This window comes from Ruegeria sp. AD2(2025), from assembly GCF_056542385.1.
In genome coordinates this window covers 71,116-94,152 of sequence record NZ_JBQFZS010000011.1, presented here as the reverse complement: position 1 = coordinate 94,152, position 23,037 = coordinate 71,116, and the positions used below count along the sequence as shown (strand labels likewise).

At 55.7% G+C, this 23,037-nt stretch carries 22 protein-coding genes and 1 pseudogene; 3 read left to right on the top strand and 20 right to left on the bottom strand.

Going from position 1 to position 23,037, the window contains the following annotated elements:
* Positions 1 to 5: 5 nt before the first annotated feature.
* The 17 genes and pseudogenes from ACR1XV_RS18470 to ACR1XV_RS18390 all read right to left on the bottom strand — a co-directional run bounded on the left by ACR1XV_RS18470 (position 6) and on the right by ACR1XV_RS18390 (position 15,692).
* The gene (locus tag ACR1XV_RS18470; RefSeq protein WP_480534044.1) at positions 6 to 839 is read right to left on the bottom strand and encodes a hypothetical protein; all 834 of its coding nucleotides are present in this window, start codon (positions 837 to 839) and stop codon (positions 6 to 8) included.
* Positions 840 to 1,416: 577 nt separating this feature from the next.
* Positions 1,417 to 3,591 (bottom strand): type IV secretory system conjugative DNA transfer family protein, encoded by a 2,175-nt coding sequence (locus tag ACR1XV_RS18465; RefSeq protein ID WP_480534042.1) that lies wholly within the window; start codon positions 3,589 to 3,591, stop codon positions 1,417 to 1,419.
* A gap of 99 nt (positions 3,592 to 3,690) precedes the next feature.
* Positions 3,691 to 4,980: a TrbI/VirB10 family protein gene (locus ACR1XV_RS18460; RefSeq protein WP_480534040.1), complete on the bottom strand. Its 1,290-nt coding sequence runs from the start codon at positions 4,978 to 4,980 to the stop codon at positions 3,691 to 3,693.
* Positions 4,980 to 5,804 carry a TrbG/VirB9 family P-type conjugative transfer protein gene (locus tag ACR1XV_RS18455; protein ID WP_480534038.1) on the bottom strand — a complete coding sequence of 275 codons (825 nt, stop codon included), beginning with the start codon at positions 5,802 to 5,804 and terminating at the stop codon, positions 4,980 to 4,982. Before ACR1XV_RS18455 ends, ACR1XV_RS18460 begins: the two co-directional genes overlap by 1 nt.
* On the bottom strand, positions 5,804 to 6,541 hold the full coding sequence (locus ACR1XV_RS18450) for a VirB8 family type IV secretion system protein (protein WP_480534036.1): 738 nt from the start codon (positions 6,539 to 6,541) through the stop codon (positions 5,804 to 5,806). Before ACR1XV_RS18450 ends, ACR1XV_RS18455 begins: the two co-directional genes overlap by 1 nt.
* Positions 6,542 to 6,700: 159 nt before the next feature.
* Positions 6,701 to 7,780, bottom strand: coding sequence for a type IV secretion system protein (locus ACR1XV_RS18445; protein WP_480534034.1), 1,080 nt, complete (start codon positions 7,778 to 7,780; stop codon positions 6,701 to 6,703).
* On the bottom strand, positions 7,777 to 8,163 hold the full coding sequence (locus ACR1XV_RS18440; protein ID WP_480534032.1) for a hypothetical protein: 387 nt from the start codon (positions 8,161 to 8,163) through the stop codon (positions 7,777 to 7,779). Before ACR1XV_RS18440 ends, ACR1XV_RS18445 begins: the two co-directional genes overlap by 4 nt.
* A complete protein-coding gene (locus ACR1XV_RS18435; protein WP_480534030.1) occupies positions 8,163 to 8,921 on the bottom strand; it encodes a type IV secretion system protein in 759 nt (252 codons plus the stop codon). The genes ACR1XV_RS18440 and ACR1XV_RS18435 overlap by 1 nt, the downstream gene beginning before the upstream one ends.
* 24 nt (positions 8,922 to 8,945) lie before the next feature.
* Positions 8,946 to 9,125 (bottom strand): hypothetical protein, encoded by a 180-nt coding sequence (locus tag ACR1XV_RS18430; protein ID WP_480534028.1) that lies wholly within the window; start codon positions 9,123 to 9,125, stop codon positions 8,946 to 8,948.
* Entirely contained in the window at positions 9,122 to 11,563 is a 2,442-nt protein-coding gene (locus tag ACR1XV_RS18425) for a VirB4 family type IV secretion/conjugal transfer ATPase (RefSeq protein WP_480534026.1), read from the bottom strand. Before ACR1XV_RS18425 ends, ACR1XV_RS18430 begins: the two co-directional genes overlap by 4 nt.
* Before the next feature lie 6 nt (positions 11,564 to 11,569).
* A complete protein-coding gene (locus ACR1XV_RS18420; protein ID WP_480534024.1) occupies positions 11,570 to 11,860 on the bottom strand; it encodes a VirB3 family type IV secretion system protein in 291 nt (96 codons plus the stop codon).
* A complete protein-coding gene (locus ACR1XV_RS18415; protein WP_480534022.1) occupies positions 11,860 to 12,162 on the bottom strand; it encodes a TrbC/VirB2 family protein in 303 nt (100 codons plus the stop codon). Before ACR1XV_RS18415 ends, ACR1XV_RS18420 begins: the two co-directional genes overlap by 1 nt.
* Before the next feature lie 26 nt (positions 12,163 to 12,188).
* A pseudogene (locus ACR1XV_RS18410) lies at positions 12,189 to 12,572 on the bottom strand (lytic transglycosylase domain-containing protein); the annotation flags it as partial.
* Between the two features lie 247 nt (positions 12,573 to 12,819).
* Positions 12,820 to 14,169 carry a DUF1173 family protein gene (locus tag ACR1XV_RS18405; protein WP_480534020.1) on the bottom strand — a complete coding sequence of 450 codons (1,350 nt, stop codon included), beginning with the start codon at positions 14,167 to 14,169 and terminating at the stop codon, positions 12,820 to 12,822.
* Complete coding sequence (locus ACR1XV_RS18400; protein ID WP_480534018.1) at positions 14,166 to 14,660, bottom strand: hypothetical protein; 495 nt, start codon at positions 14,658 to 14,660, stop codon at positions 14,166 to 14,168. The genes ACR1XV_RS18405 and ACR1XV_RS18400 overlap by 4 nt, the downstream gene beginning before the upstream one ends.
* Before the next feature lie 150 nt (positions 14,661 to 14,810).
* Complete coding sequence (locus ACR1XV_RS18395) at positions 14,811 to 15,224, bottom strand: thermonuclease family protein (protein ID WP_480534016.1); 414 nt, start codon at positions 15,222 to 15,224, stop codon at positions 14,811 to 14,813.
* A gap of 117 nt (positions 15,225 to 15,341) precedes the next feature.
* Positions 15,342 to 15,692, bottom strand: a complete 351-nt coding sequence (locus ACR1XV_RS18390) for a hypothetical protein (protein WP_480534014.1) — start codon at positions 15,690 to 15,692, stop codon at positions 15,342 to 15,344.
* A gap of 178 nt (positions 15,693 to 15,870) precedes the next feature.
* On the opposite strand from ACR1XV_RS18390, the gene ACR1XV_RS18385 reads away from it, so the two are divergent.
* Entirely contained in the window at positions 15,871 to 16,632 is a 762-nt protein-coding gene (locus ACR1XV_RS18385; protein ID WP_480534012.1) for a hypothetical protein, read from the top strand.
* A 45-nt stretch (positions 16,633 to 16,677) separates the two neighbouring features.
* Here the strand turns inward: ACR1XV_RS18385 and ACR1XV_RS18380 are convergent, their stop codons facing one another.
* The 3 genes from ACR1XV_RS18380 to ACR1XV_RS18370 all read right to left on the bottom strand — a co-directional run bounded on the left by ACR1XV_RS18380 (position 16,678) and on the right by ACR1XV_RS18370 (position 21,128).
* A complete protein-coding gene (locus ACR1XV_RS18380) occupies positions 16,678 to 17,661 on the bottom strand; it encodes an alpha/beta hydrolase (protein WP_480534010.1) in 984 nt (327 codons plus the stop codon).
* The gene (locus tag ACR1XV_RS18375; protein WP_480534008.1) at positions 17,654 to 19,288 is read right to left on the bottom strand and encodes an RcgA family putative transporter; all 1,635 of its coding nucleotides are present in this window, start codon (positions 19,286 to 19,288) and stop codon (positions 17,654 to 17,656) included. Before ACR1XV_RS18375 ends, ACR1XV_RS18380 begins: the two co-directional genes overlap by 8 nt.
* A gap of 919 nt (positions 19,289 to 20,207) precedes the next feature.
* The gene (locus ACR1XV_RS18370) at positions 20,208 to 21,128 is read right to left on the bottom strand and encodes a LysR substrate-binding domain-containing protein (RefSeq protein ID WP_480534006.1); all 921 of its coding nucleotides are present in this window, start codon (positions 21,126 to 21,128) and stop codon (positions 20,208 to 20,210) included.
* 125 nt (positions 21,129 to 21,253) lie between these two features.
* On the opposite strand from ACR1XV_RS18370, the gene ACR1XV_RS18365 reads away from it, so the two are divergent.
* Together ACR1XV_RS18365 and ACR1XV_RS18360 are read left to right on the top strand one after the other, a co-directional pair.
* Positions 21,254 to 21,733: a TRAP transporter small permease gene (locus ACR1XV_RS18365; protein ID WP_480534004.1), complete on the top strand. Its 480-nt coding sequence runs from the start codon at positions 21,254 to 21,256 to the stop codon at positions 21,731 to 21,733.
* Entirely contained in the window at positions 21,726 to 23,024 is a 1,299-nt protein-coding gene (locus ACR1XV_RS18360; protein WP_480534002.1) for a TRAP transporter large permease, read from the top strand. Before ACR1XV_RS18365 ends, ACR1XV_RS18360 begins: the two co-directional genes overlap by 8 nt.
* Positions 23,025 to 23,037 lie beyond the last annotated feature (13 nt).

Genomic DNA, 23,037 nt, shown 5'->3' with positions numbered 1-23,037 from the left:
TCATTTTAGCCTTTTAGATACGCAGCCCATTGCGCATTAAGTTTGGATACTTGTGCCCCATAAACGAAAGGCACGACTTCTGGCGCGCTTTGTATGGCACTGGTGTAGTCTTCCAGTATGAGTAAAGCGTCCGCAGTGTTTACTGAATCTTTGCCAGCTTTTTTAGCAATCTCAATGCGACTCAGGATTTCACTGGTTTCGTTTGCGCATCGCCTGTGAGAGATCAAAGAACCTAAGACATCAGCTGATAGGACGAATACCGTTGCAGCGAAGAAAACACGAACCATCGTCATAAGGATATCGTTGTTCGCCGAAGGCACAAAAAACAGCGCGATTGCCAAAAACAAGACGGCATAGAAGGCCACAAGCCAAACCCACGCGTTTGCGCTCAATTTATGCAATTTTGAACTGTAGAATGCCGACTCTTCCAAGCAATCAAGCAACCTCAAAGGTCCCGGTTCAGCTTGCGTAGCGTAATAGTCCGCTTTCTGCGAGTTTTTAGCTTTATCTGCATCGACCGAAAACTTATCGATTAAGCGGCGTTTTTCCCCCGCTGATAAGTCTTCTCCGAGGCCGTTAACGATCAAAGCGGCGCGCCTAGCATTGTGTGCTGCGCTTTGCTTTTGGCAATAGCGATTGTTTGCAACCCACCACAAAACCAAAAGAGCAGCGTTAAGGCATGCAAGATAGTAGAGTGTCGAGGCGTCGTTTGTTACGATCGAAGCCATGGCTGGGAGTGTAACGACAAACCCGAGAACAAAAGACGCAATGCGCCACTTGCTAGATTCCTCATACCCTGCAATCAAATAACCAATCAACGCTGTTCCATCTAAACTCATTGTTCTAGCCTCAAATTGCTTTGACAGTCGTAGATGGATTCAACTTGGCAAGTTTGGATGAAACGGGCTCGCTCGATTTTGCGCCGCGATGGTTTCTTCCTGCCATATTTTGGCAACCCTGGACTGCTAGCGACCACATCTAGATAGTTGACGTACTTGGGGCGTCAAGAACAAAGAGCGAAAATTTTCACCTTTTTGCTGAAACACGCATTGGACATACATCTTAAGGGGTGTGCCAGATTGGGTGACGTTGCACTCTAACAGGAAGCTAACATAGGACGAATAGTTGGCCGTTCGATCGACAGCACCGCGCGGGTTGCGGTCTCAAAGCTTGGCGGCGTGCAGATCTCTCGTTGCTGTGGATCGATCGCGGCGGTGCTTCCCAAGACGTCGCCGACATCATACTCAGATGCACTGTACCTGAAAACTGCAAGTTCTGTTTTCTGCGCAAAAACGACATTAGAAATTACTTGTGCCGCTACTGCAGCGAGCGGCAGCTCTGTGGCCGACTATCCTTTGCCTTGTCCAACAAATTGCAGGCGCAGCGAAAGTCTATTTTTTTTGCCTTCTAACCAGTCTATGTCCCACGCAGCGAATAGCCACTGATCTTCACGTTTTCACCGCTGAACAGTGGCATTAGTCTTTTGATCAACTCGTCCGGTGAGAGCCGATGTGCCAGGTCGGCAAGTTCGGCCTCGCCGCCCGGGCTAATTGGTGCCAAGTTCAGGAGATTGCCAAGGTTGTCGGCAAAGCTTGGGGCTGTCACCGTTTCCATTGCTTGCTTTAGCTGGCGGTCTTCGGCCGTTTCTTCTTCACCGGCCGTCTCGCGCGGATCTTCGAAGTACCCGTATCCAGCCAAACCTTGATCAAGATATCCGTCAAATTCGGGTGGATCGTATGAGTTTGGTCCGGTGACAGCCGCACGCTGCGACAAAGGCGGTTTGGCGACAGGCCCAGGTTCTTCGGCCTCAGCCGATTTTGCCGACCCGGCACTTTTCAGGAATTCATCAAACCGCGTCACAACGCCATCCTTGACCGTGGGCACATCCGGCCAGGGCTTGCCCACTTGACTTTCACTCAGGGCTTTAAACCGATGGTCTTTATAATAGGACACCCTGTTTGTCCGGATCGGGAACATGCCCTTGCCGGTGATAATCACTTCTTCCTTGCCCAACCGGCCGATTTCTTCAGGGGTCAGTAACGCCCGGCTTTTCTCCGACCAGCTCTCAGAGCGGCCGGGTTCTTTCGACCAGTTGCGCCCCGATACGGATTTCTGCGTCACCGTCTTGTTGCCAAGCGCCTTGGAGAGCTTTTGCTTGGTTTCCTCGGAATTGGGCGTCAGCCAGACATGCAGATGCGAGCTTTCGGTCAGAATCTCTTCGCCCGCCTGCCCATAGTGTTCTCTGAGCGATGCCGGCGATTGCACAATCAGGCAGAGACGACCGCCATAGCCGGGCAGGGTGGTTACGGCATCGAGTACACCCTGCATTTTCCCCAGCGAATGAAACTCATCGATCAGAAACAGGACGGGCAGGAAATCCTCACCGGAGGCCATGAGCCGTCGACGCAGCGCGTTGATCGCGCACTGGATGAACAGACGCACCAAAGGCCGCGACACCTGTTTATGCGCCTCTGGGATCGAGATGTAGCAGGTTTGAGGTTCCCAACGCATCGATTCAAAGTCGAAGTCATTGGCCTTTGTCGCGCGAACGATCGCAGGGTTGCGCCATGCGTTCAGACCCCCACCCATCAGGACCGACAGATAGATGCCCAGCTGCTTGTTGTCCTGGCCCGCCATGCGCAGCATTACCCCTTTTGAGACCGGATCAGGCGCGCGTGGCGCAAGGGCGGCGAACATGCCCTTGTAATCCGGTATCTCATCATCGCCGCCCACTTCCGGCGTCAGCACCTGAAGAACCCGGCCGAGCGACGGTTCTGGCTCATTGCAGACGAGGGCCGCTGCGGCCTCAAAGATTTCCCGCGCATCTTCCATCAATGACGCCTCAGCGCCGGTTGCGCTCTTGGGGGCCAACAGCGCGGCGCAGATTTCCGAAATCCGCACGAGCCGGTCTTCCAGATCATCCATCGCCGCAATCTCAACCAGCGGGTTGAAACTGTGCGACCGGCCGACAAGGGAGCCGTCGGGATTGTTCGGAAACTGAACGTCGAAGGGCGACAGCACGCGCACCTTGTCGCCTTTTTCCAATCGCCGCCGCGACGTGGTTTCGAAAAGCTCGCCTTTGACATCATAGACGATGAGAGAGCCGGGATAGTCGAGCAGGGTGGGGACAACGATACCAACACCCTTACCGGATCGAGGCGGACCCGAGACCAGCACCGTGCCTTGGTCATCGGTATGGGCACGCAGGTGAGGGGCCTTTTTCTCTGGCTTCCCCAGCTTGCCCAGAACAAGCCCCCAATCGCTGATCAGACGCGCCGCGCGGATCTCTTTCGCCGTGGCCCAGCGAGCATCCCCATGCGCATCAGTCGCGGTCACGCCAAACACCATGCCACCGAAGAGATAGGCAAGGCCGGCACCAGTCATGAGGCCCAGCGTGATACCGCCCCAAAGTACCAGGTCCCAATCCTTCTGGTGAAGGCTGTTGCGCTGGCTGAGCAAGAGCCAAGGCCGCCATGTTTCAATATCGCCATTCACCTTCCAAGCGACCAGGAGTGCGGCCCAGAGCGGGATGCTGATGACGCCAGCTGCGATCGTGTAAGGCAGGTGGGTCTTTGCCTGTATGGTGCTCATGGCATTCTCCTTCAGGACAAGAGTGTTAAAGGGTGGAAAGCTCAAATACGCTGCGGGGCACAACCATGTTGCGCCCCGCCTGGAATGATGCTCAAGGCGTCACATATAGAGGTCTCGCGAAACGAACACGTTGATGTTCTCGCCCTGATTCACCCAGATTGTCGGCGGGATCGACAGGTATTCCTCAAAGGCATCCTGGCCGGAGTTCGCAAACCCATCTGTGCCGGTCGACAAATCGTTGTCGCTCAGAGTGCGATTTCCAAAGCTGGAAATCCCCGAGAAGATCGAGATAAAGAATGCCGCTTCAAACTTGAGGCCGAAGTGGTGCTGCACATTGCCCGTCAGACCGGCGCGGCCCAGACCATCGACGCCACGCGATCCGATCATGACAGAGCGTTTGTCAGTCGTGATCACCCGGTTCCAGGCCACCAGAACCCGGCGCTGACCAAGGGAGATATCAGACGAGTATTCCCCAATCAGCGTTGAGCCTTTGGGGATCAGGATGGTGGTTGCATCCGCTGACCACACATCCCGGCTAATGGTGGCTTTCAATTCACCGGGAAGATCGGACGATATTGCGGTATCCAGAACGCCCGGAATCACGGTGCCTTGGGTGATCAGACGATGCACGTCCTGCAACTGGGTCGCCCGCGCTGTCTGGACCGTACGAGACGCAGCGGCATCGAGGAAGTCATTGCCCGTTTTTTTGTTCGCATTGCCGCCATCACCGGCCCCAGCGGCGCTGCGCCCAAGGCTATTGGTCAAAGGCTGGGTCAACCGATCTTCTTCAGCCGCAACTGCATCCTGTACCGCATCGCCTTGCTGTGCCTGTTCAGACGCTTGGCCCGGTTCCGTGATCGGCCGGTTGGCCTGAATCCGCGCGAGCAGTTCCCGTTGCCGGCGCTCATCCGCAAGCCGATCTTCTTCCAGCTTCTTCAGGAACGCTTCAAGGGCCTGTTCTTGTCGCGCGGTGCGTTTTTCGAGCGCTTCGAGGGCCGCTGCGTCCAGATCCAAGGCGAGCGCTTGCGGGGCAGGCTCAGTCACAGATTCTTCTTCCTGCGCCGCTTTGATTAACTCGCGCAGTTCGGCCAGCTCAGCCTCAAGCAAGGCAACACGGGGATCTTGTTGTGGTTCGACCGGCGCCAGTGGTTGCGTCGGAACAGTGCCAAAGAGTTCACCGCCCTGTTGGCGGGGATCTGGTGTTTGATTGACCTTAGGAATGATACCGGCACGGCGACCAGCCTCATCACCGCCCAGATTGATCCAAAGGAACAACCCGAGAAACGCGATAAGACCGACAACGCCTCCGATCATGGGCCAGTTGATGCCGCGCTCCGGTTCCTCTAATCCTTCGATGCGATCATTTAGTAGCTTGTTTTGGTCAGACATCAGCGGTTCTCCCCACCTTGACCTGCATTGCGCTGTGACGTTGATGACGAAACCCTGCGCGGCTTGTTCGGGTCGCGGTTCTGGTCGATTTCATAGAGAGGGATGTTGAACACGCAGACCACATAAGGTCCGTCGCGAAGGACAAGGCGCGGATAAACTCCGGTCACAACAATGGTGCCGTCCGCCAGATCCGTTGAGTTGACCAGGCGTTCGCGCCCTTTTGCGTCCATGGCAAAGACAGCGGGTCGCACGCTTTGCTGCTTCAGGCGCAGATAGGTCTTGCGCCCGTCGTCAAAAGCGACTTCCGGACGTAGCAACCTGTCGCCGCCCGCACTGTATTGCAGATTGGCGGGCCGCCCGGTTGTGTTGAATGCGGCTTGGATGTTTCCGGCCTGTCGCGGTTTGAAGCCCTTTTTCTGATCCGGGTAGCTGAACCGATAGAGGAACCCGATATTATCAGGTGGACCGGCTTCATGCGCCTGAAGGAGGAATACATAGCTGCGCAGGTTGGTTTGCAGAATGAGGTTGCTCGCCTGCGAGGTGGCATGTTTGGCCTTCAGGACAAAGCCGTTGCCAGCGGTCAGGGGAATAAAGTCCCAGGTCTTGGGATCGCCCCGGACCTCATCGACCATCTGTTCACCATCCTGGAGGTGAATGCTGAGAGCATAGCCCCGTGAAACATCGATCTTGTACACCTCGTCAGGGTGATAGACGAGGGTGCGCACGCGCGCGTCCATGCGGGTTCCCCGTCCTTTTTGTTCAGCTGTGACAGAGGCCGCGCCAAGCGCCAGCATCACAGCCACAGTGCAAATTAAACGCAGCATTATCGCGCCTCCTCATCCAGTCGGTAATTGGCGACACAAAAGCCGGTTGGGTTGTTCCAACGCTCTTCCAGTGTCATGTTTCCGGTGCGGTCGAACTCGTAGCCCATCGTCACCACAAAGTTCCGCGTTGTGACCGGGGCACCCTGTTGCCGGCGCGCGCTTTTCGTGATGCGCAGTGTGGCCGAGTTTCCGTTGTTCAGCGTGACAGACCGAATGCGGACATCGACGCGGCCATAGCTGCCGTAGATGTTCATGGGGCTGTTGGGATTGTCTTCGTCATAGAGCGCGGCCAGATCCTCTGCGGCCCCGCCACAAGTTCGCCCATATACATCGGTCAGCCGTTCCCGCTGATCGTGCGCGTCATAGGTTTCCCGGTCGCGGGCATACTGGAACAACAGCGCCTGCGTGACATACTCGTCATCGTCCAGTGTCAGATCACCCAGACGGGATTCCACGTTGACCAGTCCGGTATGCTTGTCGACCGTCATTGTGATGGGCACGACCTGTTTCAGCGGAGCCAGACCCATGACGGCCGCAACGCCCATGACGCCAATCAGAGCGCCGATCCCGCCGACGACATATGCAATCCGCGCCCTGCGCCGCATCGAGAGATACATTTCATCTTCCCAGCGGTCGTGGCCTTCGTGAATGGTGGATGTATCAAGCAGGGGAGAGCCCTGATACTGCCCGTCAGGATTGAGTGGATCGGGCCTCAAATCTGCTGCTGCATGTTGCATCTGGTGACTCCTCGTCTGTTGCGGGGCCAGCCCGCCAGTGTTTTCAATTGGTTACGACACTTTCTGGGATCATTGAGAATTGGTTGGCTGAGTTCGCGTTCGACCCGCAGGGGAGAGGCAGCGAGGGAAGCCTCAATCAAACCAGAAAGTGCAAATTGATCAGCTTCTGCGCCGTCGGGCGTCTTCGGCCATGCGTTCAGCCCCGCGCCTTACAGAATCCCGAATGCGTTGGTTGTTTGCCTCTGTTGCGGATGGTTTGTCGGCTTCATTCACCGCACTTGCACGCTGATTGGAGACGTCGCCCAGGTTGTTGCCGCCAGAGTTTACTCCAGTCAGCTGGCCGCCAAGAAGCCTCGCACCGGTTGCACCTGCGCCTTTGATCTGAGACTCACCCAGGCTAAGCGCTGCGCCGCCGATCCGCTGTGCGATCATCGGGCAAATCAGCAGTAGGCCCGCTGTGATCCCGCTGATGCCTGCGAGCTTGAACATTTCCAACGGGATATCCGAGCCTGATGCCACTCCAATTGCGACCGCATCTGAAACGCCTTCCGTTGCAGCCAAGGCGATACCCATCACTCCAAAAAGCAAGACCTGAAACAGAACCAACATGGTAATGCCGCGCACCCAACCATTGAAGATTTCCGCCGAACTGCGGAGATAAGCCCAGACGGCCAGAACTGGGAAAATCGCAAGCAGGATGGCCAGTAGGACTTTGGAGGCGACAAGCAGAGCCAGTGCGATTACGATCATTATTAGGATTGCACCTGCTGCCAACAGTGCAAATAGGAGCACTCCGAGCGCATCGCCCGTAATGTAGTCCGCCACGCCATAAGATCCGATTGCCGTTACGATGTTTCTGAAAGACGTGTCAGCCACATCAGCAAATGCAGTGGCGACTCCACCGGCGTTGCCACCTCCGCCAAACTGACTGATGACTGTGTTGCCGACTTCAACAGGGAACTGGGTGATGAAGGGAAATATGTATTGGGTCCAGAGCGCTCCGCCCGATACCGCCAGATAGAAAAGTGTGAACCGAAACACGAACATTATGAAGCCGTCGAGGGAGAAGCTGCCTCGATACGCCGCCGTGACCGCCCAGACTGCCAGTGCTCCGCCGGCGAGAAGGGTCAAAAATTCAGCGCTTGGGGCGGCCAGTGCTTGGAACACTTGCTGCGACCCGCCATTGATAATGTTGTCAAAGCTCTGATCAGTGCCAACAAGGAAATCTCTGATGCTCATGACCCATCATTCCTCTTTCTGAATTTGCGAATGCAGTCATTGACGGCACGGTCGGCAGCGTAGAATGCGTCTGAAGCAAGCCCGTATTGTTCTGAGATTTCATCCACGGTCATTCCCAGCAGATCGTCATCAATCCCCACTGGAGCAGAAATGCGAAGATCTTTTTCTGGCATGGGTTCGTCAGAAGCAAAGGCCAACTCACACTTCTCTGCATAGGCGAACCTTACAGCTGCCGTTTCTCGGGTGAGGGTCGCGCGTTTAGCAGCAGCCAGGCGCGAGTTTTCGCGTTTCTCATCAGCCGTCAAAGCCAACACCGGTTGACCCGTTGCCAGCGATGTGGCGACGGTTGCTGCGATGAGGAGGGTGGTTGTGGGAAAGCGCATCAGTTTGATCCTTCAGGTCTGTACGCCTGACGGGCCACGATATCCTGCCCGCGCAGACGCTGGTTTACGATTGCGGCGTCCAGCTGACCTTGTGCAGAGAGGGTCTGCAACAATGTGGCGAGCATCATGCCATTCTCAATCGCTATGCGGGTATTCAGATCGATGCTAGCTTTCAGATCATCGGTCGCGGAAATCTGCTCACGATAGCCGTCATAGCGCTCCATCGCTTCACCGGCCCCGGCAAAGCCTTCCTCAGCAATTGCGAGCCCAGCCATGCTCGATCCAGAAACCAGATCATGTGACCGCGTGGCCGGATCTTCCGCTGAACGCCCCAACGCCTGCTGCCCGCTCAGCGGCTGGAAATCGACCTTCAGTGCTTCCATATGGTTGCTCAGGCGGCGGTTCACCGAATTGCCAGTCATCGAGAGCGTGGAAAGGGACGAGGATAGCTTGCGTGGTGTGATATCGCCGTTGAACAAGTTGCTGATTGTTTCGCGGGCACCGGTGATCGCATTGTGCGTTGCCCGGGCCTGGCGCAATTGCTCCTGAAGTTCCTGCAACTGCAGCAGCGCATTGTCGAGCATCTGCGTGTCTAGGCCAATCATGTCGCCCATAGAATTCAGCATCGCGAGCTGTTCCGCATGTTCTGTGACACTGTAGGTTGGGACACCTTGTGCGCTGACTGTGCCGGACGTCCCGACAAATCCGGCCAGTGCAATTGCAACAACCGCGGCGGTGCTTTTGAGAGTGGTCTTCATTGTCTTGTCCTTTCAGGGGAGGGGTCAGAGTTTGCCGGCGTTGAGTGGAAGGTTGGTGGTGAGGCCGGTTTGGGGAACCGGCTCTGCGTCTGCGATGTTGCAATTGGCCTTCAGTTCGCGGGGCGGATCGAGAGCATCTCCGGTAATGGTGCAGGCTCCGAGAAGCGGCAGGCTAAAGGTAACGAAAACAAACTTGCGGATCATTGGGAGGTCTCCTCAAGGGGCTTGGTGGTCATGAAGGCGTCGAGCCAGCCATCCTCGCCGTACTCGGCGCGCAGCTGGTCCATCTCGGCAACGCTGTCGCCTGTGGCGGACAACACGCGGTAGAATTGCTCGGGAAGCTCAAGCCGCGTCGAGACTACGGCTGATCCGTCTCCGTCATTGATCAACACCAGACGGGATTTGGGTGGCATGGAAGAAACAGCGCTGAACTCAGCCTCCGTCAGCCGGAACGCATCCACATAAGTTTTGCGGTCGGCCTTGGGGTTGGCAAAGAAGATGCGGTTTTCCGTCGACTGGATCAGCGTGTCCGAGATTGAGGATTTGGCCGCATCCGACGTTTCCTGTGTCATGAACACCAAAATGCCATCCAGCTTTCGGATGGTTTTGATCCAGTCCTGGATACGGGGGCCAAACCGGGGGTCATCAAATAACGCCCAAGCTTCATCAACACTGATGATCAGCGGTTTGCCTTCGGCCAGTTTGCGCTCGATCCGGTAGAACAGGTAATCCAGCAGAGGCAAACGAATATCCGACGCCTTGAGCAGCGCCGTCATGTCAAAAGCGGTCACGGCTTGATCGAGGCTGAAACTGTCCTCTGCATTATCAAACAGCCAGGCGCGACTACCGGTCCCATACCACTTGCTCAGCGCATCGAGCACCTGAACAGGCGCGTCAACATCGTCAACAGAGCGCAGCGTGTCGGCAAAATCCGAAAATGTGCGCAGGGCCGGATCACCAGACGCAAGGCGGCGCAGGCCAGTGGCAATCCGCCGTTCCTGTTCCGGGGTGAGTTTTTCCGCGCCGGTCAGGCGTTGAATGAAGCCCTCAAGCCATTCGATCCCAACCTCATCCGTGGCGACAGCAAACGGATTGAAGCCGAGATTCATGCCGGATTTCAGATGAAGGTATATGCCGCCTATGGCTCGAATGAAGGTTTCCGACCCCCGGTCTTTGTCAAAGGCGATCAGGTGCGGGTGTTCGGGTAGGCGGTAGCAGCTGGACATCAGGAAGTTGGCCAGCAGGGTTTTGCCTTCACCCGTTGCCCCAAAGATGGCCGTGGTTCCTGGTCCTTTGGATTTGTCAGAGCCTTCGCGGTGGAAGGAGAACCAATAGGGCGTACCGCCCAGCGTCCGGAACGCGGCAACAGGCCCGCCCCAACGCAGTCTTTCGCGTGATCCTGTCGGCCAGGAATGCAGGTTGGCAAAGTCAGCAAAGTTCTTGGCGGACACAAAGCGCTTTTTGGCTCGCGCCTGATAGGCAAAGTTGCCGGGCAGCTGCGCCCACCAGGCCGCCTCCAACCCGATGTCTTCGCGCCGGGTGCGCAGATCCGCGCCAGTCAGACAGGAATTCACCCGCGTGGCCGCATCTTCCAACTCTTCGCGGGTGTCACCGAGAACAGAAACAGTGAAGTGATGCCGCCCGATGGACATGGCACGGGAGGCAACCGCGTCGCGCGCCTCGTTCAAATCCTTTTGTAGCGTTTCCGCTTCATCGCCTGCATCTGCCATGCCTCGTTTGGCGTCACGGATCTTTGTCCCGCCTGATACACGGTCCATCGGCGCATAACATTGGGTGGCAATGAACTCGCAGCGTTCCCCCAGAAGCTCGTCGAACATGTAGTATTTCGACCGTTCCGGATAGGCGTTGACCGCAAAGACGGCCGCAAAGCGATCCTTGTCCCCGCCCGGCGACAGGCTGTGAACATGGTCTTTGCGGAAGGTGATACGCCCGTTGGGCACAGCATCCGCCAGATGGGTCCAGACCGACGGGGCCTTTTGCCAAATCCCGCTTTGCAGCATCGAGAGGTATGACAGCGTGCGCCTGCGATCGGATGCAGATCCGGACAAGCGGCGCGCGCCAAACACCGACAGATCGCGCCTCGCCTGTTCTGCGGCAACATGCAGGGCTTTGCGGTTCTTGGTGCGGGCGGCGCTGATGGCTGGATCTGTTGTTGCTGAGCGCAGAGACCGCAGCCCGGCATCGAGCAGGCGCTTGCCGCTGGTGTAAGGTCTGCGAACGATCGTCAGGAAGTGGCGCAACTCATAGGTCTCGTCTTGGTCCAGCTGGGCGCGATAGTGGCGGTCCAGATCTTCGGCAAAGCCGGGGCCTTTCACGGGGGGCAGCGTGTCGGCCAGGTTAACTCTGCTGCGGATGATATGGCTGTAGAACGCTGTCCGGTTGTCTTCAAAGCTGGAGGACAGCCGGGCGAGCGTATCATTGGCAGCCTTGATCGCCGTCCGATCAGCAGTTTCGTGGATGAACCCCTTGAGTTCCAACACCGCGACCAGATCACCGTTGCGCGTCGTGAACGTGCCGTCCTGCAAGAAACGCACGAAGGGGATATGCGTGGTCGCTGGCACCTCTCGCGCAGCGCGGCGCGCAGACGGCATGGCCTTTTGAATCTCGGGGTGCAAATGCATTTCGGGTCAGTCTCCGGCGTAAGAATTGCCGCCCCAGAAGGGCTTGTTTTTTGTGAACAGTTTGCAGTCAGCCATGGTGGCGATATGATCCGGCAGGTGCGGATCGACGCTCACAATCCAGCGGGCGGCGGCATAAGACGGGGCGATGGCGAGCAATCCCCAGAAACCCAAAAAGCCCTGCGTCATGATGAACGTCATAAGGGGGATGCTGAGCGCCACAATGTGGAACGTCATCGGCATCCCGGCCCGTTCGGAGGGCCGGGTAATCGCCTGAAATATTCGATTATCGTCGCTCATCAGGTCGCAAAGCCCTGAATGGCTTCGGCAATGCCAAACGCACCATAGAAGATGCCCAGCACGACGAGGATCACAAAGAAATGGCCCCAAGTGACCGGCACACGCGGGCTGGCGGCCGAGATACCGGCAAGCGCGATTGCAGCCCCGCCGAGCAGAATACCATTGGCACCGGTCACAAAGGTCCGGATCTGGGTCAGGATGGACACCGGGGCGTCAAACAATGACTGAGCCAAGGCCGGGCTGCTGAACGCCACGAGGGCCAGCGCGGCCAGCACGGCGACGTTTTGAGGGTTACGGTTCATATAGATAGTCTCCTGGGATGGGGTGTTCAGGCGTCGGGTGGGAACCCGGCCCTTTCGAGAACGGTTGCGACGTAGTGGGTGGTTTCCGAGTAGGGCGGGACGCCCTCATATCGTTCGACGGCTTTGGGTCCGGCGTTGTATGCGGCCAGCGCCAGTCGCCATGTGCCGAATTTCAGGAACATGGCTTTGAGATACCGCGCGCCGCCATCGAGGTTTTGCACCGGATCGTGCGGATTGACACCAAGCGCGGCGGCGGTGGGCGGCATCAGTTGTGCTAACCCCAGCGCTCCTTTCGGGCTGACTGCATTGGCGTTCCAGCGGCTTTCCTGATGAACCAGCGCATGAAACAGCGGCACCGGAACACCGTGGCGTTTGGCGGCGCGCTCTGCTTCATCGGCCCATTCGCCCTTGGCAAGCGAAGTTGCGTTCCTTGAGACGACCTGTTCAAAATTGCCGCCATCCTCATAGTGCAAGCAAACCATTGCACCTGCCCGGAATGCGGGTTCCAGGCAGGTGCGGGTGGGGGCGGTCGCACAAAGCAATCGCCCTCCACTTAACAGCGGGCCACCGCGACCCGCACAAATTGCGGCCTCGTCATTCTGCGCGAATGCCGGGGCTGCAACCGTTGTCAGAAAAACAAGAGATACGAGTGCGGCTTTAGCCATGGTCGCTTGCTCCCTTGGGAAGAATGGGGCTATCCCAAATCGTGTCGCGTTCATCTCCCGATACGCGGCGCTCATTTGCCGGTGATGGCCTCACACTCTGACCAGTAGCGCCCCCCTCCGATGTGCGTGAGTGATGGCTGGAGGGGGACGCGCCACGATCCGGGAACGGGCGCATCGGCCCATCATCGAACCAGCACCAACTCGGATACCGGCCTTCTTCAGAGGCGCTGGTGAGCAGCGCCAATGCCCGGGCGTCGTCGGGATTGTCGGCAACAAAGACGGCAATCGGATCGGGCGTATCCAGCAGCACAGCCGATGCGATCGGTGCGTCCACTGGCAGGTTGAACCGCATCTGTTTCTGGAAGGCGCGGCTCTGTTTGGTCAGCGCATTCAGCACTTCCAGTTCGCGCAGGCCTTCAAACGGGATCCAAGTGTCCGTCACTAGCATCATGCCGATTTCATGCAGAACCGGATAACCCGCCTTGGCGATGGAAAAGCTGGCGATCAGGATTGCATGGCCGGACCCCATCGCTTCAAGAAGCAGCAGCTGTTCCCCGAACACTTTGTCGAATTTCTTGGACAGGTCCTTATCGGCAAAAAACGCGCAACCGGGGGCGTGTTTGAAGATGAACCGCGCCCCGTGAGGGGTGATTTCTTTGTCCTTGTATTCCGCGACGACCAAGCCGAACGGGGTTGCGCCGCGACCAGCTGGCCGCAGGTTTGCAAAAAGCCGGTTTCGTCTGGCCGCAATCCCAGCCTTTTTCTCAGGCTTGAAGTATTCCGGCACATAGAGAATGCGGGCCAGCTCCTGACCCTTGACGATCTTCGCCGCCGCAGCCCGGCGCAAAGCATGGTGGATCACGCCCCAATGCCGCTTGCCTCCCATTCTGGGATACCACTTGCCCAGATCGGCCTCATGCCAGAGGTAGTGCAGGACACTGGTGATCGTCAGCTTGCATGGGGCAATCTTGGCCTCGGTTGGCTTCCGACCAGTTGCCTCTGGCGCATTGCGTGATTTGCTGTTCTTCCTCAGCGGAAAGCCTAGTTTGAGTATGGTGGTTCCGTCATCGGGATGTTCGGAGATGGCCGTCACCCGGATCTGCGCCAGTCCCGACAATTCGTCTGGCGGCAAGAATGACGAACAATTTACCGCGTGGTCCGGGCCGGTGCCGGGCATGCGTTTGACAATGAACCTGCCGCCAATGGCGGCGACATACATGAGAGCTGCCGGTTTGCGGCAGCGGCATTCAACGCGCGTACCTGACCTATGTGCAGTTCTCAGCGCGCGTTGTCCGTTTTCGCTATCGACCATCAGCGGAATGCCGTTGAGAAACAAGGTCATTTTGGCGCTCCGGGATTGCTCTGGAGCTTGTTGACAATTCCGTGATTGAGTTTGCGTTCGTATTGGTTTGAAAGGATTACGCTCGGTAGCCTTCCAAACACCGTACCTGGTGGATTGCAGGTCGCGGTTGCGCGGTGGGAATTCCGTCTGGATTTTACCGCGCGCTCTCTTCGGTGCAGCACCACATGCATCGAAGAGAGATCATCTCGGAGATTGCTGGGTATGGGTTCAGAAAGTGACGAGATATCGAAAGTTGGAGTTGCCGGTTTCGCGCCATTCAAAAACAGGTCAGCATATTTTACATAAAACGGATTACACGGGGCGAAGCCGTCCACCGTTTTTGCCGACATTGACATCCTGCAATCTTCGGAACCCACTAGAGGTTTCAAAGCTGGCCGAAGCGCGTGCTGGTCTACGGAAGTCAATGTGATTGACTCTGCCGCCGTGCTGTCCTTTTTAGGGACAGCATCAAGGTTTGCTGTTTTCTTCATCGTTACGGTTTTCTCTTGATGCGCGAGAATTGCCCCGGATGGCTTTGGGGCGTCTCTGGCCCTGTCAGTTGTTGGCGCAACCGACAGGGCCGTTATCTGCTCGATTTAGTTCTCTTCCTCCTGCAGTATTCTTGTTTCCGGTCTTTTAGTTTACGGGCACCAGGATAGGCGTTTGCCGCCCCAATATTCGCGTGCGAGACCCTCAGAAATCAGAGTCGTGCCAACATCCCACCCATCCACACGGCCGACCGCCAGGAAGCGGCCATGCCGGTCGACATCCTCTTCAATTTCAAGGTCGATGTACCCAGCCGTTTGGATGAGTTCCGTGAGCCGGTTCGTGGCTTTCAAACCTAACGCTTTTTCGGCGTCACATTGGGGTCGGTAAGTTTCGGGGGTATCGAAACCCACAAGCCGGTAGCTGTCACCGCCGTGATCAATGGTGTCGCCGTCTATGACGAGCACGTCACCGCCTGAGACCTTCAATGTCGATTTCCGATACCCGACCAGATCCACTAGGATAGCCGCGCCGAGTAGAATAGCGGTGAGAGAAAGTAGCTTTTTCAACCGGCTTGCCCTCCCACAGGAATAGCAAAGCCAGAGCGGTGCGAGACTTGGTCCGAACCTCCGATTAATGGTAAATGCCTACTACGCTTCTCGGACCCACTCGAAAGCGACGCGCCCTCAGTCGTCTTCTTCCTTGTCGAAGTCCAGGTTGATCTGCCCCCGCACACCATCTGTCGTAATGGTGAGATCATTGTGGAGAGTAATGTCGCTGCCTTGTCTGAAGCGGCTGTGAAAATTGAATAGGCCCGGAAACAGTGACAGCCTTCGAGGAACAACTCCTTGGGACGTCGCCCTCTCAGAGATGAGGACGTTGTCCTTACCGTCATAGCGGTAAATACAAATGTATTGCGGACGTCCATTTTGCCCCAGCTCGACTAGGTCATACCGAAACTCATAGTCCTTACCTGATGCATCAAGGTCTCGTGCTTCACCTTGGGTGATCAATGGAAAGTTCTTTCTGTGCGGCATGGTCGTCCCCCTATAGGACGACTTCTTGCATTCTTTCGAATTCTCCGAAAGTTCTGATCTGGTAATTTCATTACTGCAAAATTTAAAATTTGCAAAACAGAAAATATAGTGATTTAACTTTTTTGCAGAAATCAGCGCAAACAATCCACGAAATCATTGCTGCCGAAAGGACAACAACATGTTTCGACTGAAGCTACTTGGATGCACATCAGCTATTGTTCTTGGAAGCACCGCTCCAGCTTACGCCTACCCAATCGACTGTGCGATTTTCTTATGCCTTGCTGGAGGGTGGCCGGATTCACCAGATTGCAACGTCGCGCGGGCCGAGTTCATCCGGCGCATCACCCCCCTTCCGGTCGAACCGCCGCTTCAACTCTGGCGATGCCCAATGGGCGTTAATTCTGGTTCTGCCGACATGTCACCCATGCAGCGTCTCGATGCCATCAAATCATCAAGTGCCAACCCGCTTCCTGAATTACCCGAGACGTATGGCAAGACTCCTCAAGTGATAGATGTCACTTACTCTCAAGAGTCTTGGTCATCGCTCGATGTATCCGATACCTTGGAAGTGGTGCCGCTTGGAACAAGCGAAAAACCAATGGCAACATTCGGCGCCGGTTCCCCTGCCCTCTCTGAGCCCACGTTGGCAAACGTGAATCTATCAGCTCCTGATTTCGATGTAGTCCGATCCATACGGGTGTGGCACGTCCGTCACTACAGCTACAAAGTGCGGGAACGCGAAGGGCCTTGCGAAACCCGCTTGGATATGGATGTCGGATCGTACGACGAAAACGCCAGTTTCAGTTGGTCCGATCGCGCACCTGGTCTGCGTCCTGCATGGCTACCTCTCCGACGACAATGTCCGAGCTACTACCGAGGTGTTGGTGTGGAATGGTCGGACATTTTTGGCCGCTACGACTATGTGCTCGTGCCATACTAGCGAACACACACAGTAGCTATCTAAGCGCGGCCAGAACACTCAAATCTACGAGGACGACGCTATCGGCATGTCTTTGTGCGTTGAGCCGAAAAGCTCGCAAATTTGAGCCAACACGTTTTCGCGAACACTTGGCACCTCATACAAGACGTCGTGTCTTGCGTTTTGCATCAGCTCCAATTTCCCATTGGGCCATCGTGCCATTCTGTCCTTGATTGCGGGGATCGCGACGATTTCGTCCTCAGCGCCGCAAAACGTGACACACGGGATGTCAGGAGATTTCAGCTTGGAAAGTGCTCGAGTTTCTTTGAGCGCCTGAAACAACCAAGACATACTTGGCCCGCCGATCTGTTGGTCAGGTAGAGATTCCGAAACGTTCCGATAATACTGGTACATATCAGGGTCATGTGTCAGTCGGTTGTCGTCGAAATCCGTTGTCAGCACATAGCTTTCGCCACGGGTACCGGGGGCATAGGTGGCGCCTTTTCCAAGAGCTTGAAACGCGCCTGATAGAGGCCATGCTCCGAGCCGTTGCAATGTCGGCAAGTTAATGGCCCACAGGGGGGCCGTGAACGCGCATGCTGAAACAGGAAGACCTTCGATTATCGCACGCAGACCGACGCATGCGCCCAGAGAGTGCCCGACGAGGTACCAAGGCTGCGGCAAGATGAGTGACTTGGCCGCATCGACCGCAGCAGCAACATCCTTCTGGTAGTCAGAGAACCTGACGACATGGCCCATCATCGGATCTTCAGTGAGCCTGTCGGAAAGTCCCTGGCCGCGCCAATCAACTGCGAAGGCAGTGTAGCCAGCGCGATGCAGATACTCCACGGTTCGTCCGTATTTTTCGATGTTTTCCGTTCTCCCCTGAAACAGGAAGACAGTGCCCTTGGAGGATTTTTCGGTTGGCCAATGAGCCACCCTGAGACGAATACTGTCACCTGCATGCACCCAATAGGCGCGCACGTCGGGTGGGCCTTCTGCAACATCGGGATGAATGGGGGCTATATCCAGAGCGATCGTCTTAAGCATCTAGTTCTCTCGTTTTTGTTGTGTTCACCCGACCTAAGGAGGGGCGTGTAAGGATAAATGCAGCCAAGACCAGGACCGCAATCATAAGGATTGTGAAGCCGGGAAACACACCAATGAGCATGTAAGTCACAGTCAACAGAAGAAGGACCCCGTACATCGCCATCAAAGACAGTCTTTCCGCGTTCTCGCTTTTCAACAGGTCCAGGCTGGTAACTGCTGTACGTATTCTGGCGGTGCAGATCACACAGACTGCGAAAATCACAAGAAGACAGAAGAAGCTGTAGTAGAAACCCGGCACATTCTGATGGAAGCCGTATCCGTTAGAATGCGGGCCACTACCCCGAAAAAGGGCTTGCAGATCGGCTGCCAGCCAACCAACGATGTCCCTGCTGTCCGAGAGCAGAAAGCTGGCCTGCAGTTTCATCAAGATGGTGATCATCAGGCCCAATGAACAACACCGGAAAACCCCAACCATCAACTCGTCGCCGATCTTTGCCAGACGTCGCCGCTGTTCTTCAGCCCTGTCGTGGGCGAGGCCTGTAGAAAAATCGACAAAATCATCGGTGAGCGTATAGAGGACGATCAAGCCGGCAAAGAACAGATAGGACCCAAAAGCATTCAGCATGAAGACGAGCCCGGAGAACACAACGGCGTTCGGAACTGAAACCAGATCAGGATTAAAGATCGCAATTCTTCCCCAGTCCACCGGCCAGTTCCCTGCATTCCCAGTTAGCAATGGGATCAGGTGTGTTTCCACCCAGTTGAAAGCTGAGGCTATCAAAACGGTCACAACAAACACTGCCCAATAGACATAGGACATCGTTGTAACCCTGCTTGCCCAGCTTGTTCGTGGCGACTTGGAGCGCAGCTTCGTTACTAAGTCAGTTCGCCATTCTTCTTTCCACTGCTTTAACAGATTGATCAACACAGCGAAGTAGATTGGCAGAAGTACAAGGAAAACAACTGTCCAATTCGGGGCCCACAAAAAACCGACTTGCTTTGTCGCACCGGTAGGAAGTGCGAAAAGAACGCTGTGAATGCTCAATGAAAACGACATGAGTCCCAAAGCGGTGGCGGCGGCGAACACGACGGCAGGCAAGCCCAATGAAGAACGAGCGCTGAACATCGCCTCCGTTCGCCCGGCCAACCCCGGGATTTTCGTCGGCTCTACCCTCTTGTCGCGGTTCCTTGTATTCGCAATCTCATCTTGATCGCCGCCCTTGGAAGCACCATCAGAGTGGTTCGCTCCGCGCTTTTGAGCACTTCGCGTCTCTCTTCGCTTTGCTGCCAATCGTCTGTTGGCAGCATTGAGTTCCGCCCTCCACGCCGTGATGGTCTCAGGATTGTCACAACCAAAGATGCGCGCCAACCAATGAATGTTGTCCGCGCTAATACCTTTGTCATTGTCCTGAAACCAATGCTGGACGGTCCGAAGGTCTACGCCCATTTTGTTGGACTCGAATTGCGAGATGGTGCTCGCAAGAAGCTCCGGGGTCCAGGAACCGACTGGCAATCCGGTCTCATCGGTCGGTAGACCAGCGCCGACTGACATCAAGTACTTAAAGAGCTCTTTGATGTCGCTGCCGTTTTTCGGCGGAGGAACAAAATATTTCCCGCGCTTGGTCAATGGCTTCCACGCTTTCGTTTCGTTCCATTTCGTCCTGTGTCGTTTCGTTTCGTGCGATTGTCAACGAACCGGGGTACTCAGCTAAAAGTTGAGCAGAATCCCGCTTCGTTTTCTGGAGCGGGTCGCAATTATCGAACAGTCGAAAGTCCCCTACCCTTCGCTTGACGCTGGGTTTTGAGGAATGAACCTGCTGGATACCAAGGAACGAAAATGCAGACACAGCAACCCAACGAGTGCGCGAAAAGAGCCGAACCGATCATTGAGGTGCAGGATGCGCATACAGGCAAAACAGTGGTGCTTGTCTATGCGTGGAACAACGGACAGGTAAGCGTCGCATCTAACAGTGGGTTGAAGGTAGTAGAGCTTTCTCCCACGGCGCGCCTTCGTCTTTGAGAAACTAACTCATTCTGCTGCTACAATGGCAAAAGACGTGCATTTCACATAATTTGGCTTCTACGTCTTTGGTTGTTTTTCATAACTCTCATTACCAGCCATTAACTGCTGCGACGGTTCGCCTGTCGGAGTACGTAATTAATGGGACCGAATTATTGAGACTTGTCTCCCATTGAATTCAACACCTTAAGATTCTTGCGCTTATTTAATGTTTCAACGGTTCAAGTGCTTCAAGTCTACGTCAAACGGAACGCCAGTGAGCCTCTTCGCAACCTGAAGACCGGTGCAGTGTGTCTTACTTGAGTTTGGTTGATCAGCAGAATGCGCTGCCCTAGCACTCGGCCCTTTGTGGACGCTCGAAACTGTGTTGGCATGCTGCGGTCGCAATCCGCTTTCCCGACATTCGCCGCACAAGCAAAGCTTACGGATCGGCGAACTCACAGAAAGCGCAACAAAGCAGACTTGCGCTACAGCTGCACCAAAGCCCAGTTGTGGGACCGGCCATTGCTCGGGTGTAGAACCGCGTTCAGAGCAGTACGTTTGCTTTCATAGCGTTTATGTCTTCAGTCAGTTTCTGGCTAAAGCTTTGAGTTATCAGAGACGTCGGGCGATGTGCGGGGGTGAGAATTGAAACGCTGCTGCTGATTCTGGGGCTAAAGCGGCGAAATACGATACCACCGGTACCGTGCAGGGGATCGTTGCAGCTAAAAGCTGTAATCAAATCGCAAATCAAATAGCACAGGCCCGCTTTGACAAACTGCAAACCAGGTAAGAATGTCCGCAACTCAAACCTACGCTCAAAACTCTTTCCAGTGTTCTTGAAGGCCGCAGATGTCTGAAGGAAAGTCGGATGTTCTGAAAAAAGCGTTGCCAGGTTTGCGCCATCCAGATCTTCTGTTGAAACTAGGGATTTTGCAGCCAGCGGGTCCGAAGCGGGCATAGCACACAGGCATTCCAGATCGAAATCCTGCTGATGAATTGATTTTCGTGGCTCAGGTGTTTCGGTAAAACCGAGATCGTATTGCTGCGAGGCGATCAGTTCCTCAATGACTTTGGACGAGCGCATCATCAGCGACGCCTTGATAGCGGGCTTGTCTTGCAAAAACTGGCCGAGAACACTTGGCATGAAGAACCCTGATGCGGCTGGGTGGCAAGCGACGCGCAGGCGGCCACGCTTCAGGTTCGATATTTCCTGTAGAGCGTTCGTGGACTGTGTAAGCCGCGACAGGACGGCCTCGGCCTCTTCCAGAAAATAATGCGCTTCGGGCGTCGGCGTCAGCCGGCCATGCTCTCGTTCGAACAGTCGAAATCCGATCTCACTCTCAAGGCCCGCAATCATCGCGCTGACCGATGGTTGCGTGCGCCCGAGCGTGCGCCCGGCTTCGGATATGGACCCAGTGCGTAACACTTCGCGAAATGTCGTGAGTTGACGGATTGTCAGGTTCATGTGGTTGGATTCCCATTGCACCCCATAGAGGCAAACTATGGATATAACGTAATTTCCAATTTGCTTCTATGGAAGAGAAGAAAGTAGGTATTGCGACGACGGACAATCACGTCGCGAGGGGGGAAATGGAGCGTTTCGTAAAATACCTGCTGACCAGCATTATTTGCATCGTGGCTTTGGGCCAGTTTGTTCAGGTTATCACCCGCTATGTTTTGCAAGTACCGGTGATGGGGCTTGAGGAAACCATGGCATATCCGGCGCTGTGGCTCTACGTCCTTGGGGCGGTAAATGCCTCGCGGGAAAACACTCATATCCGCGCAAATGTGCTTGAGATCTTCCTGAAGACGCCACGCCAGCACGTCATTCTGGCGATTATCGGCGAAGTGATCAGCCTGATTGTCGGACTCTGGCTGCTAAGTTGGTCCTGGGAATTCACCCGCTATTCGTGGCGTGTCTGGAAAGAGAGCCCGACGCTCTACATTCCCACATTTTATGCCGAGGTGGCTCTGACCATCGGTCTGGCGCTGATGATGATCTACACGGCGATTCATCTGGTCCGCCACATTCTTGGATATGATACTGACGAGGAGATTCACCTTGGTTGAAGTCGCCCTGCTTGCCGTTGCTGTCCTGGTGATCCTGCTGACCCTCGGAGTGCCGTTGCCCTATTGCTTCGGGGGTGCGCTGATGGTGATGTATTTCATCGGCGGCGCCACCATGAAGGGCAACATGCTCTGGGGATTCCAGCAACTTGGAAACCCGATTTTGCTGGCCATTCCGCTATTTGTTCTGGCCGGATCCATTATGAGCGAAAGCGGTATTGCCGCCTCTCTGCTACGCTTCGTCAGTGCCTTTATCGGCCACGTGCGTGGCGGTCTGGGTGTCGTGGCGGCGGTCAGCTGTGCAGTGATCGGGGCGATCTCGGGGTCCGGCCTGACCGGTATCGCGGCGATCGGACCGCTGTTGATCCCGGAAATGGAAAAGCGCGGCTATCCCCGCGAATACGCGACCGCTCTGATTGCCAATTCCTCGATCCTTGGTTTGTTGATCCCACCCTCGGTCACCATGATCATCTACGGCTGGGTCACTGACACGTCGATCCTCGCCTGTTTCCTCGCGACTCTTGGGCCGGGTCTGTTCATCATGTTCAACTTTTCAATGGTGAACCTATGGATGTCGCGCAAGTTCAACCTGATACTGGATGAAAAGCCCACGTTCAGCGAACTCAGTAGCGAGGTTGCCAAACGCGGCGTTCACGCCTTCCCCGCACTGTTGATGCCGGTAATCATCCTGGGCGGCATCTATGGCGGCATCATGACCCCGACCGAAGCTGCCGCAGTAGCGGTGATCTATGCACTGCCCGTCGGCTTTCTGATCTACAAGGGGCTCAGGTGGGAAAACTTCCTGATGGCCGGTAAGGAGTCCGCAACCGCCGTCGGTGCAATTCTGCTTATGATCCTGTTTTCGATGATCCTAAGCCAGATGTATGTGATGGAAGGTATCCCGCAGGCGCTGGTCGCCTCGATTTTTGAGATCACTGACAACAAGGTTCTGCTGCTTATCCTGATCAACATTATGCTGTTTCTGGTCGGCATGGTCGTGAACGACGTCACCGCAATCATCCTGATAGCGCCGCTGCTCTTGCCTCTGATGAATGCCATTGGTGTCAGCCCGGTGCAGTTTGCCGCGATCATGGGGGTCAACACCGCGATGGGGGGCGTGACACCGCCCTATGCCTCGATCCTCTATCTCGGGGCTCGGATCGGCAACGTGAAGGTCACCAAGGTGATCCCGCCCGCGATGATCCTGATCGTGACTGGTTATGTGCCCGTGGTGTTCCTGACATCGCTCTGGCCGGACCTGTCGCTCTTCCTGCCCAGACTCTTTGGCTACTGATCCTGAACCAACT